This window comes from Neorhizobium puerariae (assembly GCF_042429745.1).
Lineage (GTDB): Bacteria > Pseudomonadota > Alphaproteobacteria > Rhizobiales > Rhizobiaceae > Neorhizobium > Neorhizobium puerariae.
Genome location: NZ_JBHMAA010000024.1, coordinates 181,182 through 194,146 on the forward strand (window position 1 = coordinate 181,182; position 12,965 = coordinate 194,146).

Sequence of the window (12,965 nt, forward strand, 5' to 3'; positions counted from 1 at the left end):
GGACAAAACCGCCCGGCATATCCTGCGACGTCACGCCTCCTGTAGCGTCAGGCCGCGCCCCAGACAACGCCTCCGTTTCACCGGCAAGGACGGCCCGCTCCCATCACCGTATTCGCCGGCGGGCTCCAACTTTCACCAAACCGTCATTGCAACATGCTCCGCGGCCCCTTATGTGCCGGGTGGCGTTTTGACGCGCCCCGCGGAGACATTCATGGCAGGACCCAAAAAGACCGTATCGGCGGATGCCAGCAATCCGCTCGGCACCCTCGTCAACCTGTGGCCCTATATGTGGCCGCAGGGGCGTACGGACCTCAAGGCCCGCGTTCTGTGGGCGACCTTCTATCTCGTCCTTGCCAAATTCGTGCTGCTCGCCGTGCCCTATTTCTTCAAATGGGCGACGGATGCGCTGAACGGCAGGCTGGACATGCAGGGGCTGCTGCCCGCCTTCCTGCTCGGCGCCGTCGTCCTCGTCGTCGCCTACAACTTCACCCGCATTCTGCAGGTGGGGCTGAACCAGCTCCGCGACGCGCTCTTCGCGTCGGTCGGCCAGCATGCGGTGCGCCAGCTCGCCTACAGGACTTTCGTGCACATGCACCGGCTCTCGCTGCGGTTCCATCTGGAGCGCAAGACCGGCGGACTTTCCCGCATCATCGAGCGCGGCACCAAGGGAATCGAGACGATCGTCCGCTTCACGATCCTGAACTCCGTGCCGACGCTCATCGAATTCCTGCTCACCGCCATCATCTTCTGGGCGGCCTACGGCTTCTGGTACGTCGCCGTCACCGCCGTCACGGTCTGGCTCTATATCTGGTTCACCGTCAAGGCGAGCGACTGGCGCATCTCCATCCGGCGCTCGATGAACGACAGCGACACCGACGCCAATACCAAGGCGATCGACTCGCTCCTCAATTTCGAGACGGTCAAGTATTTCGGCAACGAGGAGATGGAGGCCCGCCGCTTCGACGCGTCCATGGCGCGTTACGAAAAGGCCGCGACCGACGTCTGGACCTCGCTCGGCTGGCTGAACTTCGGCCAGGGCGTCATCTTCGGCCTCGGCACGACCGTGATGATGGTGATGTCCGCCCTCGCCGTGCAGCGTGGCGAGCAGACGATCGGCGACTTCGTCTTCGTCAACGCGCTGCTCATGCAGCTTTCCGTGCCGCTCAACTTCATCGGCTTCGTCTACCGCGAAATCCGACAGGGCCTCACCGATATCGAGCAGATGTTCGATCTCCTGGAAGTCGAGCCGGAAGTGGTCGACAGGCCGGATGCCGGGGAACTCGCGGTCGGCCGGGGCGCGATCGCGTTCAGGGACGTGCATTTTTCCTACGATCCCGCAAGGCCGATCCTCAAGGGGATTTCCTTCGACGTGCCGGCCGGCAGGACTGTGGCGATCGTCGGTCCCTCGGGCGCCGGCAAGTCCACCATCTCCCGCCTGCTCTACCGCTTCTATGACGTGCAGGAAGGGGCGATCACCATCGACGGGCAGGACGTGCGGGCGGTCACGCAGAAATCGCTGCGCGACGCGATCGGCATGGTGCCGCAGGATACAGTCCTCTTCAACGACACGGTCGCCTACAACATCCGCTACGGCCGGCCTTCGGCCACGGAAGAGGAGGTGTTCGCGGCCGCCGAGATCGCTCAGATCGGCCATTTCATCCGCGCGCTGCCGGAAGGGTTCGACACCAGGGTGGGCGAGCGCGGCCTGAAACTTTCGGGCGGAGAAAAACAGCGCGTAGCGATCGCCCGCACGGTCCTGAAGGCCCCGCCGATCCTCATCCTCGACGAGGCGACCTCGGCTCTCGACACCACGACCGAGCACGAGATCCAGGCCGCACTCGACACGGTTTCGAAGAACCGCACGACGCTGGTCATCGCCCACCGGCTTTCGACCGTCATCAACGCGGACGAGATCATCGTGCTGCGGGACGGCCTGATCGCCGAGCGGGGCACCCATGCCTCGCTGCTCGCGGCAGACGGTCTCTACGCCTCCATGTGGAACCGCCAGCGCGAGGCGGTGCAGGCCGAGGAGCAGCTTCGGAAGGTGCGGGAAAGCGACGAACTCGGCATCGTGCGGCGCGGCCAGCCGGCGGCGTAATGAACTTCAGGACAACGGGCGCTGACATGAAACGATATCTCAACAGACGAATGCTTGTGCTCGGGGGGCTGGCGCTCGCCTACATGCTCGTGCTCATCTTCTTCGGCTCGCCCCTGCTGGCGCTGACACGGTGGCTGGGGCTGGTGGAAGGATAGGAGGCCGGACGCCCCGCAAAATGATCCGGCTATCCCCAGCCCCACAGGCCCCATCGTCGGAACCGCATTGCCGCTAAAACGGTTTTTCTGTAGTCAGTTCCCCACTGACCGCCTGAGGCGCACCCCGATCTTTGGGCGGCGCGCTTCAAGTCTTTGTGTTTCGCATGTCGTTGTCGCAAGACCGCCCGGCGCTTTTGCGCGACATGCCTGAGGAGAACAGGGTTGAACAATCTTTTCGACACCATCCGCAACACGCTCGTGCCGATCCACAAGGAGGGTTATGTCTTCGTGGCGGCCTTCTTCGTCGCCTCGCTGGTTCTCGGATACATCGCCGAGCCGCTGTTCTGGATCGGGCTCGTCCTCACGCTCTGGTGCGCCTATTTCTTCCGCGATCCCGAACGCGCCGTGCCGCAGGACGACGACCTGGTGCTCAGCCCCGCCGACGGGAAGATTTCGCATGTCGCCATGGTCGTGCCGCCGGCCGAGCTCGAACTCGGTTCCGAACCGATGCTGCGCATCTCCGTGTTCATGAACGTCTTCGACTGCCACATCAACCGCGCGCCGGTGCGCGGCCAGGTCTCCCGCATCGAATACCGGCCCGGCCAGTTCGTGAACGCCGAGCTCGACAAGGCAAGCGAGGACAACGAGCGCAACGGGCTCGTCATCGAAAGCCGAAACGGGAAGATCGGCGTGGTGCAGATCGCCGGCCTCGTGGCGCGGCGCATCGTCTGCTGGGTGAAGCCCGGCGAGCCGGTCAACGCGGGGGAACGCTTCGGCCTCATCCGTTTCGGCTCCAGGCTCGACGTCTTCGTGCCGGCCGGCGCGCAGCCGCGGGTTTCCATCGGCCAGCTCGCGATCGGCGGCGAAACGGTGCTTGCGGAATTCGGCTCGTCCAAGGGCCCGACCATCAGCCGCCGCACCTGAGCGAAGGACGAGAGAGCAGCATGGAGACGCCCGCTTCCCCCGCCGAACCGAACCGCCCGAACGACGAGGCCCGAGGCCCGAGGCTTCGTGAAATCCCGCTCCGGCTGATGGTGCCGAACCTCATCACCGCGCTGGCCATCTGCGCGGGGCTGACCGGCATCCGGCTCGCCTTCGAGGGGCGTTACGAGCTTGCCGTCGCCATGGTGCTGCTCGCCGCCTTCCTGGACGGCATCGACGGGCGGATCGCGCGGCTTCTCAAGGCGACCTCGAAATTCGGCGTGCAGATGGATTCGCTCGCCGACATCATCAATTTCGGCGTGGCCCCGGCGCTCGTCTCCTACGCCTTCCTGCTCGACAACGCCCGTTCGCCGGGCTGGATCGCCGCCCTTCTCTATGCCATCGCCGCGGGCTTGCGGCTTGCCCGCTTCAATGTCATGGCGGAACGCGAGGTGAAGGCCCCCTGGCAGTCGGAGTTCTTCGTCGGCGTGCCGGCCCCGATGGGGGCCATGCTGGTGCTGCTGCCGGTCTATCTCGGTTTCCTGGGCGTCGAGCCTACGCCCGTCTTCGTCTATGCGAGCGTCGTCTATACGGTGCTGATCGGCTACCTGCTGGTCTCGCGCCTGCCCGTCTGGTCCGGCAAATCGAGCCGCATCCGCCGCGATCTCATGCTGCCCATCCTGCTCGGCGTCGTGCTCTACGTGACCCTTCTGATGAGCTACACTTGGCAGGTTCTGTCGATCACGGTCATCGCCTATCTCTGCGTGCTGCCGTTCAGCGCGCGCGCCTGGCACCGGCGCTATGGCACGATTACAATCGAGGATGAGAGCGCGAACGTCTGAAGGCCTCGCGCTCCACCCGAATCGCAACTTCCGCGCAACAGTTTCCCGCAAGATGACAGTTCTATGAAAGGGTGGCGATAGCGTCGAACCGTCGGCCACGATTCCGCCTGCTTTTATGGGAAGAGCCGCGATCGCGAACAGGCAAACAAAAGATTCGCGTGTGTGAGGAGACACCATGAGCACCGAAAAGCCAGCCAAGAAGACCGATGCCAAGCAGGACATCGCCCCGCCCCACCGCCCGCTGGCGCTCAAGGCCGTGGTCGCCGCGGCCCTGATGGTGAGGCGCAAGCCGAAGCTCACCCCCGCCGGCTGATCATTCCCCGCCGGGGAAGCTCAGGAGCAGCCCCAGCGCCAGCAGGCCCATCACCACGCCGATGACGACATCCAGCACCCGCCAGGCGGCGGGTCTGGCAAAGAGCGGCGCCAGGAAACGGGCGCCGTAGCCGAGCCCGAAGAACCAGAGAAACGAGGAAAGCGCGGCGCCGAGACCGTAGGCGACCCGCTCCACCCCTTCGAACGCCGCAGACAGGCTGCCGAGCAGCACGACCGTATCCAGATAGACATGCGGATTGAGGAAGGTGAAGGCGAGGCAGCTCAGCACCGCCGCCTTCAGCCCCATCGGCTCCGGAGCCCCGGCCACCATGGCGCCGGGCTTGACCGCGCGGCGGAAGGCCATGACCGAATAGGTGCCGAGGAATATCGCACCGCCGACCGTCACCGCCCGGATCAGCATCGGCGATTGCGCGACCACCGTGCCGAGACCGCCGACGCCGGCGGCGATCAGCAACGCGTCCGACAGCGCGCAGATCAGGCAAAGCAGGAAGACATGGCTGCGGATCAATCCCTGGCGCAGGATGAAGGCGTTCTGCGCCCCGATGGCGACAATCAGGGAAGCGCCGAGCGCGAGGCCGGAAAGGCCGGCGGAAAGCAGGTTCATGGAATATCCGACTGAAGGGAAACGAGGGATCAGAAAAGCGACATCTGGGAGGAGTCGGGCTTCCTGTCTTTCGGCGGCTTTTCTTCCGGCACGGCCACGGCAACCGGTTTCTGCAGCTCCGGCCCCATGTTGGAAACCTTGTTGACGAGGTCGGACACGGGCAGCGCCTCGAAGAAATCCTCCTGCGCCGGCCGCATGAGGCCTTCCACATGGCGCGGTTCCTGCGTCTTGCAGTCAAGCCAGCGTTCGAAATCCTCCGGCTGGATCACGACCGGCATGCGGTCGTGGATATGGCGGATGGTGGCGTTGGCCGCCGTCGTCATGATCGCCGCGGTATCGACTTCGGAACCGTCGGCGGAAGACCAGGTCTCCATCAGCCCGGCGAAGGCGATGACGCCGCCCTTTTTCGGCCGCACCCAGTAGGCCTGCGGCCTGACGCCGGTTTCCTTGGGCGGCCTGCGCCATTCGTAAAAGCCGGTGGCCGGAATCAGGATGCGGCGATGACGCATGGCGGCCCGGAAGGAAGCCTTGCCGATTGCGGTCTCGGACCGGGCGTTGATGAGCAGCGGGAAATCCTTCGGGTCCTTCACCCAGCCGGGAATGAAACCCCAGCGGGCCAGGAAGGCACGGCGCTCCGGCAGATTGCTGCCCGGCCGGGTCTTTTCCGAAGCGGCGACGACAAGGATCGGCTGCGTCGGGGCGATATTGTAGCGGGCCGGGAAATCGTCGATATCCAGGTGGTCGAAGAATTCCGAAATCTCTTTGGGGGTCGCCGTCAGGGCGTAACGTCCGCACATGCGGATCTTCATGGCATCGGGTTCGGAAGCGGTCAAGCGCTGCCTTTTTACGGGCTCGACACCGCCCTCCCGTCCATTCGCACCGGCGGCTTCGCCGCGCTTCGTCAGGAATGCTCAGGCGCCCCGGGGACCGAACAGGATGATCGCCCCGCCGGCAAGGCAGACGGCAACGCCCAGGACATCCCAGCGGTCCGGCACGCGCGCCTCCACGGCCCAGAGCCAGACGATCGAGGCGAGGATATAGATACCGCCATAGGCGGCATAGGTGCGCCCCGCAGCCTCGCTCGGCACCAGCGCCAGCGCCCAGGCGAAGAGGACGAGTGAGACCATGCCCGGTGCAAGCCACCAGACCGGTTTTCCAAGCCGGAGCCAGGCCCAGAAGGCAAAACAGCCGGAAATCTCGGCAAGGGCGGCAAAGGCGTAAAGGGCGTAGGTTTTCATGACGTGCCTATTCGAAGTCCCGCGGTTTGACATCCTGCGCCATGTGCATGACGCGGAGGATCACGATACGGTCAGGATAGGAGCGATAATAGATGCATCGCTGCCGGTACGGGAAACCGCGCAACCCCGGAGAAATATGGTCACGGGGTGAGCCCGTGAAATCCACTTCGGCGATCCAGGCGATCTTGGCCGTGATATCCGCCATGAATTCCCGGGCGTAGAAGATACTGCCTTCCGCGATATAGCGATGGATATCGCGCAGATCCGCGCGTGCCAGCGGTGCGACAATGAGGCGCTTCGGACTGCTAATTGTCGGCGTCTTCATTCATGACATCGTGGAGCAGATCGGCGCCTGAAGCATATTCCTTGCCGAGCCCCGCTTCGATCTCGGCATCCGCCGAATGGATCGCCTGCCGCAGCGATTGCATCCGCATCTCGTAATCGGCAAGCATGCGAATGCCGGCACGAACGACTTCCGTTTCCGTACCGAAACGGCCGCTCTTGACCAGATCGGATAAAATCCCGTCGTATGTATCACCAAGAGAGAATGTTTTCGCGCGTGCCATCACCTGCTCCTTCGCTTGCACCGTACGGTAAATTACAATACTTTTACAATATCGGAATTCAGAACGGCATTCGCAGACGAGTTTGGACATATGACCATGCCCTCCTCCCATCAAGCCGCGTCATCCGCCATCCTCGAACGGGAAGGCCGGTTCCTGCTGATTCGCCGCATGAACCCGCCGTCGGCCGATCTCTTCGCCTTTCCGGGCGGGCGGGCCGAGCCGGGTGAAACGCCGGACGAGACGGCGCTCAGGGAATTTTTCGAGGAGACCGGTATTCCGGCCCGCAACCCGGTCCTTTTCGCCACCTACGATCTCGTGAGCGAGAAGGAGGACGGCATGCATTTCCTCCTGTCGGTCTTCCGGATCGAAGCCGATGCCGATATGGAGGCGGTCGCCGCCGACGATGCCGCCGATCCCGGCTGGTACACGGTCGAGGAGATTCGCACCCTGCCCGTTCCGCCGAGCGTGCTGGAATGCGCCGAAAGGCTGGCGGCGAAGCCGAACGCCCGGTAAGACATTGCCGATGCGCCGCGCCGGAACCCGTTCATGAGCTTCATTTCGCGACTTCGCCTTCTTTCAACGCCGATTTCCATACTGGCCCTCGCCTCGCTGCTGGCCGCGACGCCGCTTGCCGCGCAGACGAGCAAGCCAACGGCGCCGAAACAGCAGCCGGCCCCGCCGCCGCCCGCCGAGGAGAAACCGGCCCCCTACGAAACGCAGCTCACCCGTCTTGCGGAAGTGCTCGGCTCGATCCAATATCTTAGGGCGCTCTGCGGCGTGCCCGGCTCGGACTGGCGAGCGTCCATGCGGCAATTGCTGGACGCCGATACGGCGAACGAACCCAAGCGCCGCGAGAAGCTGACGGCTGCGTTCAACCGCGGATACAGGTCGTTCGCCGCCGTCCACACATCCTGCACGGATGCCGCGAGGACGGCGGAGGAGCGATACCGTAACGAAGGCGCAACACTTGCCACAGAAATTGCCACGCGCTTCGGAAATTAGCGGATTATTTACCTCTTTTCACGGGAGCCCGTGTCGTTTTGATAAAAGGCTGATAAAGTTTTTAACGGGCTAGTAATCAAACGGGCACCGAGGACGAGAGAATGCAGACAGGCCGCAACGACATCGACGACATGATTGTGCATGAGAAGATGCAGGCTGCCTTGGAATATCAGAGCGAAGCCTGGGCCGATGGCCGGGCGGACGGTATCGAACCGGAAATCATCGCCGACGCGGCCCTGGTGCTTGCGATGCGGGAAACCATCCGTATTCACGGCGAGAACGGTGCCGAAGCCATGCTCGAGTCGCTCAGAAGCCGCATGCTCGCCGGTGAATTTTCCCCCGAGCGGACCATCCAGTAACCAGCCGAGGTTTCCCATGCGCGACGCGGCGGAAACAACCATGTCCCAGATCCTCACCCGCCTCTCAATGGCGACGGTGTTCGCTGCCGTCGGCGTCCTGACCGCCGGCGCGGGCAGCCGAGCCTTCGCCCTCTCCGAACTCTCTCCCGCCATCGAATCACCCCGCGGGACGCCGCGACCCCCAAGGGTGGAGACCCTCGAAGCCTTCGAGGGCACGACGCTGCCCCAGCCGGGTCCGGCCATCGACCGTCCGGCCGCGCAGGCCAACGAGAAGCCCGCCCCGTCGCCCGATCCCGACGCCGGCAAGGCGGCAGGCGGGGATGACGCCAGCCCGCTGGAGATCATCCGCGACATGTCGAAGCTGCCGGCGCCGGTCAAACGCATGCGCGAGCAGCTCGTCGAGGCTGCCGCCTCCGGCGATATCGAGCGGCTGCGCCCGCTGATCGGGACCGGCGACAACCAGGCGCAGGTCATGAACGGCGAGAGCGACGATCCGATCGAGACGCTGAAGAGCTTTTCCGGAGATGCGGACGGCCAGGAAATCCTCGCGATCCTGCTCGACATCCTGTCGACCGGGGCCGCGCATTTCGATGCCGGCACGCCGGACGAAGCCTATGTCTGGCCCTATTTCACCGGCAAGTCGCTCACATCCCTCACCCCGCCGGAACGGGTGGACCTGCTCCGCATCGTCACCGCCGGCGATCTGGCCGGCATGGAAGAGAACGGCAACTACAATTTCTTCCGCATCGGCATCGGCCCGGACGGAAAGTGGAAGTTCTTCGCCGGCGGAGATTGAGAAGGAAGCACGGCGGGCAATGATGGCGTCTCCTTCCGCTCGCGGGGGGAGCAAAGAGCCTGCCGCATCGCAAGGCTCTCCTCAAACGAGACTTGTCCCCGCTCCTCGGAAGACTTAACTCTCAGTCTCAGAACAACCGGATTCCCGCGCCATGCCCGCCACCCATCTTCCAACGCGAAGCCTGATCCGTATTTCCGGAAAGGATGCCCAGGATTTCCTGCAGGGGCTGATCACCACCGATATCGATTCGCTGCCGGAAAACGAGGCGCGTCCCGGCGCGCTGCTGACCCCGCAGGGAAAGATCCTCTTCGACTTCCTGATCTGGCGGGACGACGGAGGCTTCCTGATCGAGGCCGATTCGTCGCAGCGCGATGCGTTGATCCGGCGGCTCACCATGTACAAGCTGCGTGCCGCGGTCGATATCGCCGCCACGACGGAGGACGGCGTCACCGTCTTCTGGGGCGACGAGGCAGGCCGGGGCTCGGTGAAGGATACCGCCTTCGCGCAGGCAGGCATTCCGCTCGCCCGCGTGCCGGGCCGGCAGGCCGACGGCCCCGAAGAGGCCTACCACGCGCTCAGGGTCCAGGCCGGCATCTCGATGTCGGGCCATGACTATGCGCTGCAGGATGCCTTCCCGCACGACGTGCTGCTCGACAAGGCCGGCGGGCTTTCCTTCCGCAAGGGCTGCTATGTGGGCCAGGAAGTCGTCTCCCGCATGCAGCACCGCGGCACGGCGCGGCGGCGCGTGGCGATCGTCTCGGGTGAAGCCCACCTGCCCGCCTCCGGCACCGAGATCACCGCCGGCGGCAAGCCGGTCGGTGCGCTCGGTTCGGTTTCCGGCAACAAGGGGCTTGCCATCGTCCGCACCGATCGCGTCGGCGATGCTCTGGCCCGCGGCCTGCCGCTTGTGGCCGGCGGGATGACGGTCACGCTGACGTTGCCCGAATGGACCGGGCTTTCGTTCCCTGTCGAGGCGGAAGAGGCCGAGCCGTGAGCGCGGGCATGCCCCCTGCGCCCGGCGCCCGCGCCTGGCAACGCATGCTCTCGGGACGCCGGCTCGACCTGCTGGACCCCTCGCCGCTCGATGTCGAGATTTCCGACATCGCCCACGGGCTTGCCCGCGTCGCGCGCTGGAACGGCCAGACGCGCGGCGACCATGCCTTTTCCGTCGCCCAGCACTGCCTCGTCGTCGAAGAGATCTTCCGCCGCTGCAATCCGGCCTGCACGCCGCAGGCGCTGCAGATGACGCTGCTGCACGACGCACCGGAATATGTCATCGGCGACATGATCTCGCCGTTCAAATCCGTGGTCGGCGGCGGCTACAAGACGGTGGAACAGCGGCTGGAAGCGGCGATCCACCTGCGTTTCGGCCTGCCGCCGCATGCCACCCGCGAACTGAAGGTGCTGATCAAGAAGGCCGATACGGTCGCCGCCTTTTTCGAAGCGACCGAGCTTGCCGGCTTCTCCGTCGCCGAGGCGCGGAAGTTCTTCGGCCAGCCGCGCGGCATCACCCGCGACATGCTGCCGATCGAGCCCATGCCGGCGCTGGAGGCGCAGGAGCGCTTCCTTCTTCGTTTCCATGAAATAGAAGCCGAGCGCGTAGCGGGCGAAGGGACCAGCAAGGCATCATGACAGCCATCGTCGTCTGCCCGCTCGCCAGCATCGCCGAAATGGCCGTCAGGCATCGCGCCCGCGAGATGGTGAGCCTGATCGCCGAACGCCAGGATTTCCACCGGCCGGGCGTGATTTCCGCGAGCCGCCACCTGAAGCTTGCCATGAACGACATCGGTTTTGCCGGCACCGGCGACCTCGTGGCGCCGAGCGAAAGCCATGTGGAGAGCCTGATCGCCTTCGCGCGCGACTGGGACCGGTCCGCCCCCATCCTCATCCATTGCTGGATGGGCGTTTCCCGCTCCCCGGCAGCGGCCGTGATCGCCGCCCTGTCGCTGCATCCCGAGGAGGACGACTTCGCACTCGCCGCGCGGCTGCGCGAAGCGGCGCCGCATGCGACGCCGAACCCCCGCCTGATCGAGATCGGCGACCGCATGCTGGGCCGCGACGGCCGCCTGATCGCGGCGATCAAGGGCATCGGGCGCGGGGCGGAGACGGATGGCAGGGCATCCTTCGTGCTTCCGCTAAAAACCTCTTGCTGAAACCGAAAGCTGAATTTTCCTCATTATTTAGGTTTCCGTCGAAAAGGTCGATTTTTGTCTTGACCTCTTCGCCCGCTGCGCCAATTACGGCTGCCAATAACGGGAAGAGATTCCAGACCCTCAGGTCATTTCCCGCAGCATTCCCGGCAAGAGCGGACCTCCGGCTCCTCATGGTGCGGACGAGCCGGCGATGTGGCGGAACCTGAAGGAAAGGATGCATCGGGTCCGGCTTTACGAGGAAGCCGGACCCGATGCGCACCTCGACAGGCCCACCTCAATGGGACATGGACGAGCGATGCGCCCAACCGGTCATACGCATCTCGATCCAGGCCATCAGGGCGTACATGGCGATACCCTCGACGGCCAGTGCCAGGAGGCCGGCGAAGACGAGCGGCACGTTGAACTGGCTCTGCGCCGAACTCATCATGTTGCCCAGTCCGTAGTTCGAGGCGACCGTCTCCGAGACGACCGAGCCCACGAAGGCGAGCGTGATCGCCACCTTCAGCGAGCCGAAGAAATACGGCATGGAGCGCGGAATGCCGACCTTCAGCATGATATCCATCTTCTTCGCCCCGAGCGCGCGCAGCACGTCCTCGGTCTCCGGCTCGATGGTGGCGAGCCCCGTCGCGACATTGACGACGATCGGGAAGAAGGAGATCAGGAAGGCGGTCAGCACCGCCGGGATCGTGCCGATGCCGAACCAGATGACGAGGATCGGCACCAGCGCCACCTTGGGGATGGCGTTGAAGCCGATCATCAGCGGATAGAGACCGGCATAGATCGTCTTCGACCAGCCGATGAAGAGACCGAGCGCCAGCCCCGCCGCCACGGCGATCGCAAACCCCACCGTGGTCGTGTAAAGGGTCTGGAGCGAATTCTTCCAGATCGGCGACCAGTATTGCAGGATCGCCTGGAAGACGCGGGAGGGCGCGGGCAGGATGGTCGGCGGCATTTCGAGCGCGATCACCAGCAGTTCCCAGAGGGCGAAGAGGCCGATCGTATAAAGCCAGGGCGCGAACCTGACCCAGTTGATGCGCCGGCCGGGCGGCCTCGAAGGGGCGGCGGCGGTGTTTTCGGCGACGGCGCTCATGCGGCCACCCTCGCCTTGGCGATCTCGCCATGCAGCTCATGCACCATGTCGTTGAAATCCTTCTCGTACATCACGTCGAGCTCCCGCGGGCGGGCGAAGGGCACGACATGCTCCTTGAGCACCCGGCCGGGCCGCGCGCTCATGACGAAGATCCGGTCTGCGAGGAAGGTCGCCTCGCGAAGATCGTGGGTGACGAGAATGATCGTCACCCCCTGCGCCGCATGCAGGTCGCGGATCACGCACCAGAGTTCCTCGCGGGTGAAGGCGTCGAGCGCGCCGAAGGGCTCGTCGAGCATCAGCAGTTCAGGCTCGTGGATCAGCGCGCGGCAGAGATTGGCGCGCTGCTGCATGCCGCCGGAAAGCTGCCAGGGGAATTTCGAGCCGAAACCCTTCAGGCCGACGATCTCCAGCAGATGCTCGGCCTTCTCGACATATTCCCGCCTGTGGGCGCGCAGCCGGCGGCGGTGCTTCTCGACGATCTCCAGCGGCAGCAGGATGTTGTCGAGCGTCGTGCGCCAGGGCAGCATGGTCGGGTTCTGGAAGGCCATGCCGACGATCGAGACAGGCTCGGTCACCTGGCTGCCCGCGACGATCACCACCCCGCTCTGCGGGATATGCAGGCCGGTGACGAGCTTCATCAAGGTCGACTTGCCGCAGCCGGACGGACCGACGACGGCCGCGAACTCGCCCTTGTCCACCTTGAGGCTGAGGCCGGCGACGGCGAGCGTGCCGTTCGCGCCGCCATAGCGCATGTCGACACTGTCAATGGAAACGAGGTGAGGCATGGGGTCTCCGTTCTGGCGGCTTG

The 12,965-nt window shown here is 64.7% G+C and carries 19 protein-coding genes; 12 read left to right on the top strand and 7 right to left on the bottom strand.

Annotated elements, in window-relative coordinates; genetic code table 11:
- Positions 1-211: 211 nt before the first annotated feature.
- The 5 genes from ACFFP0_RS20455 to ACFFP0_RS20475 all read left to right on the top strand — a co-directional run bounded on the left by ACFFP0_RS20455 (position 212) and on the right by ACFFP0_RS20475 (position 4,329).
- Complete coding sequence (locus ACFFP0_RS20455; RefSeq protein ID WP_377264043.1) at positions 212-2,098, top strand: ABCB family ABC transporter ATP-binding protein/permease; 1,887 nt, start codon at positions 212-214, stop codon at positions 2,096-2,098.
- A gap of 26 nt (positions 2,099-2,124) precedes the next feature.
- Positions 2,125-2,253: a hypothetical protein gene (locus ACFFP0_RS20460; protein WP_377264044.1), complete on the top strand. Its 129-nt coding sequence runs from the start codon at positions 2,125-2,127 to the stop codon at positions 2,251-2,253.
- A gap of 222 nt (positions 2,254-2,475) precedes the next feature.
- Positions 2,476-3,177: a phosphatidylserine decarboxylase gene (locus ACFFP0_RS20465; protein WP_377264045.1), complete on the top strand. Its 702-nt coding sequence runs from the start codon at positions 2,476-2,478 to the stop codon at positions 3,175-3,177.
- Positions 3,178-3,197: 20 nt separating this feature from the next.
- A complete protein-coding gene (pssA, locus tag ACFFP0_RS20470) occupies positions 3,198-4,016 on the top strand; it encodes a CDP-diacylglycerol--serine O-phosphatidyltransferase (RefSeq protein WP_377264046.1) in 819 nt (272 codons plus the stop codon).
- A gap of 175 nt (positions 4,017-4,191) precedes the next feature.
- Positions 4,192-4,329: a hypothetical protein gene (locus tag ACFFP0_RS20475; RefSeq protein ID WP_377264047.1), complete on the top strand. Its 138-nt coding sequence runs from the start codon at positions 4,192-4,194 to the stop codon at positions 4,327-4,329.
- Here ACFFP0_RS20475 and ACFFP0_RS20480 read toward each other — a convergent pair whose 3' ends face one another.
- The 5 genes from ACFFP0_RS20480 to ACFFP0_RS20500 form a co-directional block, all read right to left on the bottom strand.
- Entirely contained in the window at positions 4,330-4,947 is a 618-nt protein-coding gene (locus ACFFP0_RS20480; RefSeq protein WP_377264344.1) for a LysE/ArgO family amino acid transporter, read from the bottom strand.
- A 35-nt stretch (positions 4,948-4,982) separates the two neighbouring features.
- On the bottom strand, positions 4,983-5,750 hold the full coding sequence (locus ACFFP0_RS20485; RefSeq protein ID WP_377264345.1) for an SOS response-associated peptidase: 768 nt from the start codon (positions 5,748-5,750) through the stop codon (positions 4,983-4,985).
- 114 nt (positions 5,751-5,864) lie between these two features.
- Positions 5,865-6,191, bottom strand: a complete 327-nt coding sequence (locus tag ACFFP0_RS20490) for a YnfA family protein (RefSeq protein ID WP_377264048.1) — start codon at positions 6,189-6,191, stop codon at positions 5,865-5,867.
- 7 nt (positions 6,192-6,198) lie between these two features.
- Entirely contained in the window at positions 6,199-6,516 is a 318-nt protein-coding gene (locus ACFFP0_RS20495; protein WP_377264049.1) for a type II toxin-antitoxin system RelE/ParE family toxin, read from the bottom strand.
- Entirely contained in the window at positions 6,497-6,847 is a 351-nt protein-coding gene (locus ACFFP0_RS20500) for a type II toxin-antitoxin system ParD family antitoxin (protein ID WP_377264050.1), read from the bottom strand. Before ACFFP0_RS20500 ends, ACFFP0_RS20495 begins: the two co-directional genes overlap by 20 nt.
- A 6-nt stretch (positions 6,848-6,853) precedes the next feature.
- On the opposite strand from ACFFP0_RS20500, the gene ACFFP0_RS20505 reads away from it, so the two are divergent.
- The 7 genes from ACFFP0_RS20505 (at position 6,854) to ACFFP0_RS20535 (ending at position 11,067) form a co-directional block, all read left to right on the top strand.
- A complete protein-coding gene (locus tag ACFFP0_RS20505) occupies positions 6,854-7,270 on the top strand; it encodes an NUDIX hydrolase (protein ID WP_377264051.1) in 417 nt (138 codons plus the stop codon).
- Positions 7,271-7,303: 33 nt separating this feature from the next.
- Positions 7,304-7,759, top strand: a complete 456-nt coding sequence (locus tag ACFFP0_RS20510) for a TIGR02301 family protein (protein WP_377264052.1) — start codon at positions 7,304-7,306, stop codon at positions 7,757-7,759.
- Between the two features lie 101 nt (positions 7,760-7,860).
- Complete coding sequence (locus tag ACFFP0_RS20515; RefSeq protein ID WP_377264053.1) at positions 7,861-8,118, top strand: hypothetical protein; 258 nt, start codon at positions 7,861-7,863, stop codon at positions 8,116-8,118.
- Positions 8,119-8,134: 16 nt separating this feature from the next.
- The gene (locus ACFFP0_RS20520; RefSeq protein ID WP_446692715.1) at positions 8,135-8,914 is read left to right on the top strand and encodes a hypothetical protein; all 780 of its coding nucleotides are present in this window, start codon (positions 8,135-8,137) and stop codon (positions 8,912-8,914) included.
- Positions 8,915-9,065: 151 nt separating this feature from the next.
- Positions 9,066-9,908 carry a CAF17-like 4Fe-4S cluster assembly/insertion protein YgfZ gene (gene ygfZ / locus ACFFP0_RS20525; protein WP_377264055.1) on the top strand — a complete coding sequence of 281 codons (843 nt, stop codon included), beginning with the start codon at positions 9,066-9,068 and terminating at the stop codon, positions 9,906-9,908.
- An 8-nt stretch (positions 9,909-9,916) separates the two neighbouring features.
- Complete coding sequence (locus ACFFP0_RS20530; protein WP_377264346.1) at positions 9,917-10,546, top strand: YfbR-like 5'-deoxynucleotidase; 630 nt, start codon at positions 9,917-9,919, stop codon at positions 10,544-10,546.
- Complete coding sequence (locus ACFFP0_RS20535) at positions 10,543-11,067, top strand: tyrosine phosphatase family protein (protein WP_377264056.1); 525 nt, start codon at positions 10,543-10,545, stop codon at positions 11,065-11,067. The genes ACFFP0_RS20530 and ACFFP0_RS20535 overlap by 4 nt, the downstream gene beginning before the upstream one ends.
- Before the next feature lie 274 nt (positions 11,068-11,341).
- On the opposite strand, the gene ACFFP0_RS20540 is transcribed toward ACFFP0_RS20535, so the two are convergent.
- Entirely contained in the window at positions 11,342-12,157 is an 816-nt protein-coding gene (locus tag ACFFP0_RS20540; RefSeq protein WP_377264057.1) for an ABC transporter permease, read from the bottom strand.
- Positions 12,154-12,942: an ABC transporter ATP-binding protein gene (locus ACFFP0_RS20545; RefSeq protein ID WP_377264058.1), complete on the bottom strand. Its 789-nt coding sequence runs from the start codon at positions 12,940-12,942 to the stop codon at positions 12,154-12,156. Before ACFFP0_RS20545 ends, ACFFP0_RS20540 begins: the two co-directional genes overlap by 4 nt.
- Between the last annotated feature and the right edge of the window lie 23 nt (positions 12,943-12,965).

Excerpts from the sequence above, each read along its gene's own strand:
- ACFFP0_RS20520 (WP_446692715.1), top strand. The coding sequence starts at position 8,135 with ATGCGCGACGCGGCGGAAACAACCATGTCCCAGATCCTCACCCGCCTC.
- ACFFP0_RS20475 (WP_377264047.1), top strand. The coding sequence starts at position 4,192 with ATGAGCACCGAAAAGCCAGCCAAGAAGACCGATGCCAAGCAGGACATC.
- ygfZ (WP_377264055.1), top strand. The coding sequence starts at position 9,066 with ATGCCCGCCACCCATCTTCCAACGCGAAGCCTGATCCGTATTTCCGGA.
- ACFFP0_RS20505 (WP_377264051.1), top strand. The coding sequence starts at position 6,854 with ATGCCCTCCTCCCATCAAGCCGCGTCATCCGCCATCCTCGAACGGGAA.
- ACFFP0_RS20485 (WP_377264345.1), bottom strand. The coding sequence starts at position 5,750 with ATGTGCGGACGTTACGCCCTGACGGCGACCCCCAAAGAGATTTCGGAA.
- ACFFP0_RS20495 (WP_377264049.1), bottom strand. The coding sequence starts at position 6,516 with ATGAAGACGCCGACAATTAGCAGTCCGAAGCGCCTCATTGTCGCACCG.
- ACFFP0_RS20490 (WP_377264048.1), bottom strand. The coding sequence starts at position 6,191 with ATGAAAACCTACGCCCTTTACGCCTTTGCCGCCCTTGCCGAGATTTCC.
- ACFFP0_RS20510 (WP_377264052.1), top strand. The coding sequence starts at position 7,304 with ATGAGCTTCATTTCGCGACTTCGCCTTCTTTCAACGCCGATTTCCATA.
- ACFFP0_RS20500 (WP_377264050.1), bottom strand. The coding sequence starts at position 6,847 with ATGTCCAAACTCGTCTGCGAATGCCGTTCTGAATTCCGATATTGTAAA.
- ACFFP0_RS20455 (WP_377264043.1), top strand. The coding sequence starts at position 212 with ATGGCAGGACCCAAAAAGACCGTATCGGCGGATGCCAGCAATCCGCTC.
- ACFFP0_RS20515 (WP_377264053.1), top strand. The coding sequence starts at position 7,861 with ATGCAGACAGGCCGCAACGACATCGACGACATGATTGTGCATGAGAAG.
- pssA (WP_377264046.1), top strand. The coding sequence starts at position 3,198 with ATGGAGACGCCCGCTTCCCCCGCCGAACCGAACCGCCCGAACGACGAG.
- ACFFP0_RS20545 (WP_377264058.1), bottom strand. The coding sequence starts at position 12,942 with ATGCCTCACCTCGTTTCCATTGACAGTGTCGACATGCGCTATGGCGGC.
- ACFFP0_RS20530 (WP_377264346.1), top strand. The coding sequence starts at position 9,917 with ATGCCCCCTGCGCCCGGCGCCCGCGCCTGGCAACGCATGCTCTCGGGA.
- ACFFP0_RS20540 (WP_377264057.1), bottom strand. The coding sequence starts at position 12,157 with ATGAGCGCCGTCGCCGAAAACACCGCCGCCGCCCCTTCGAGGCCGCCC.
- ACFFP0_RS20460 (WP_377264044.1), top strand. The coding sequence starts at position 2,125 with ATGAAACGATATCTCAACAGACGAATGCTTGTGCTCGGGGGGCTGGCG.
- ACFFP0_RS20535 (WP_377264056.1), top strand. The coding sequence starts at position 10,543 with ATGACAGCCATCGTCGTCTGCCCGCTCGCCAGCATCGCCGAAATGGCC.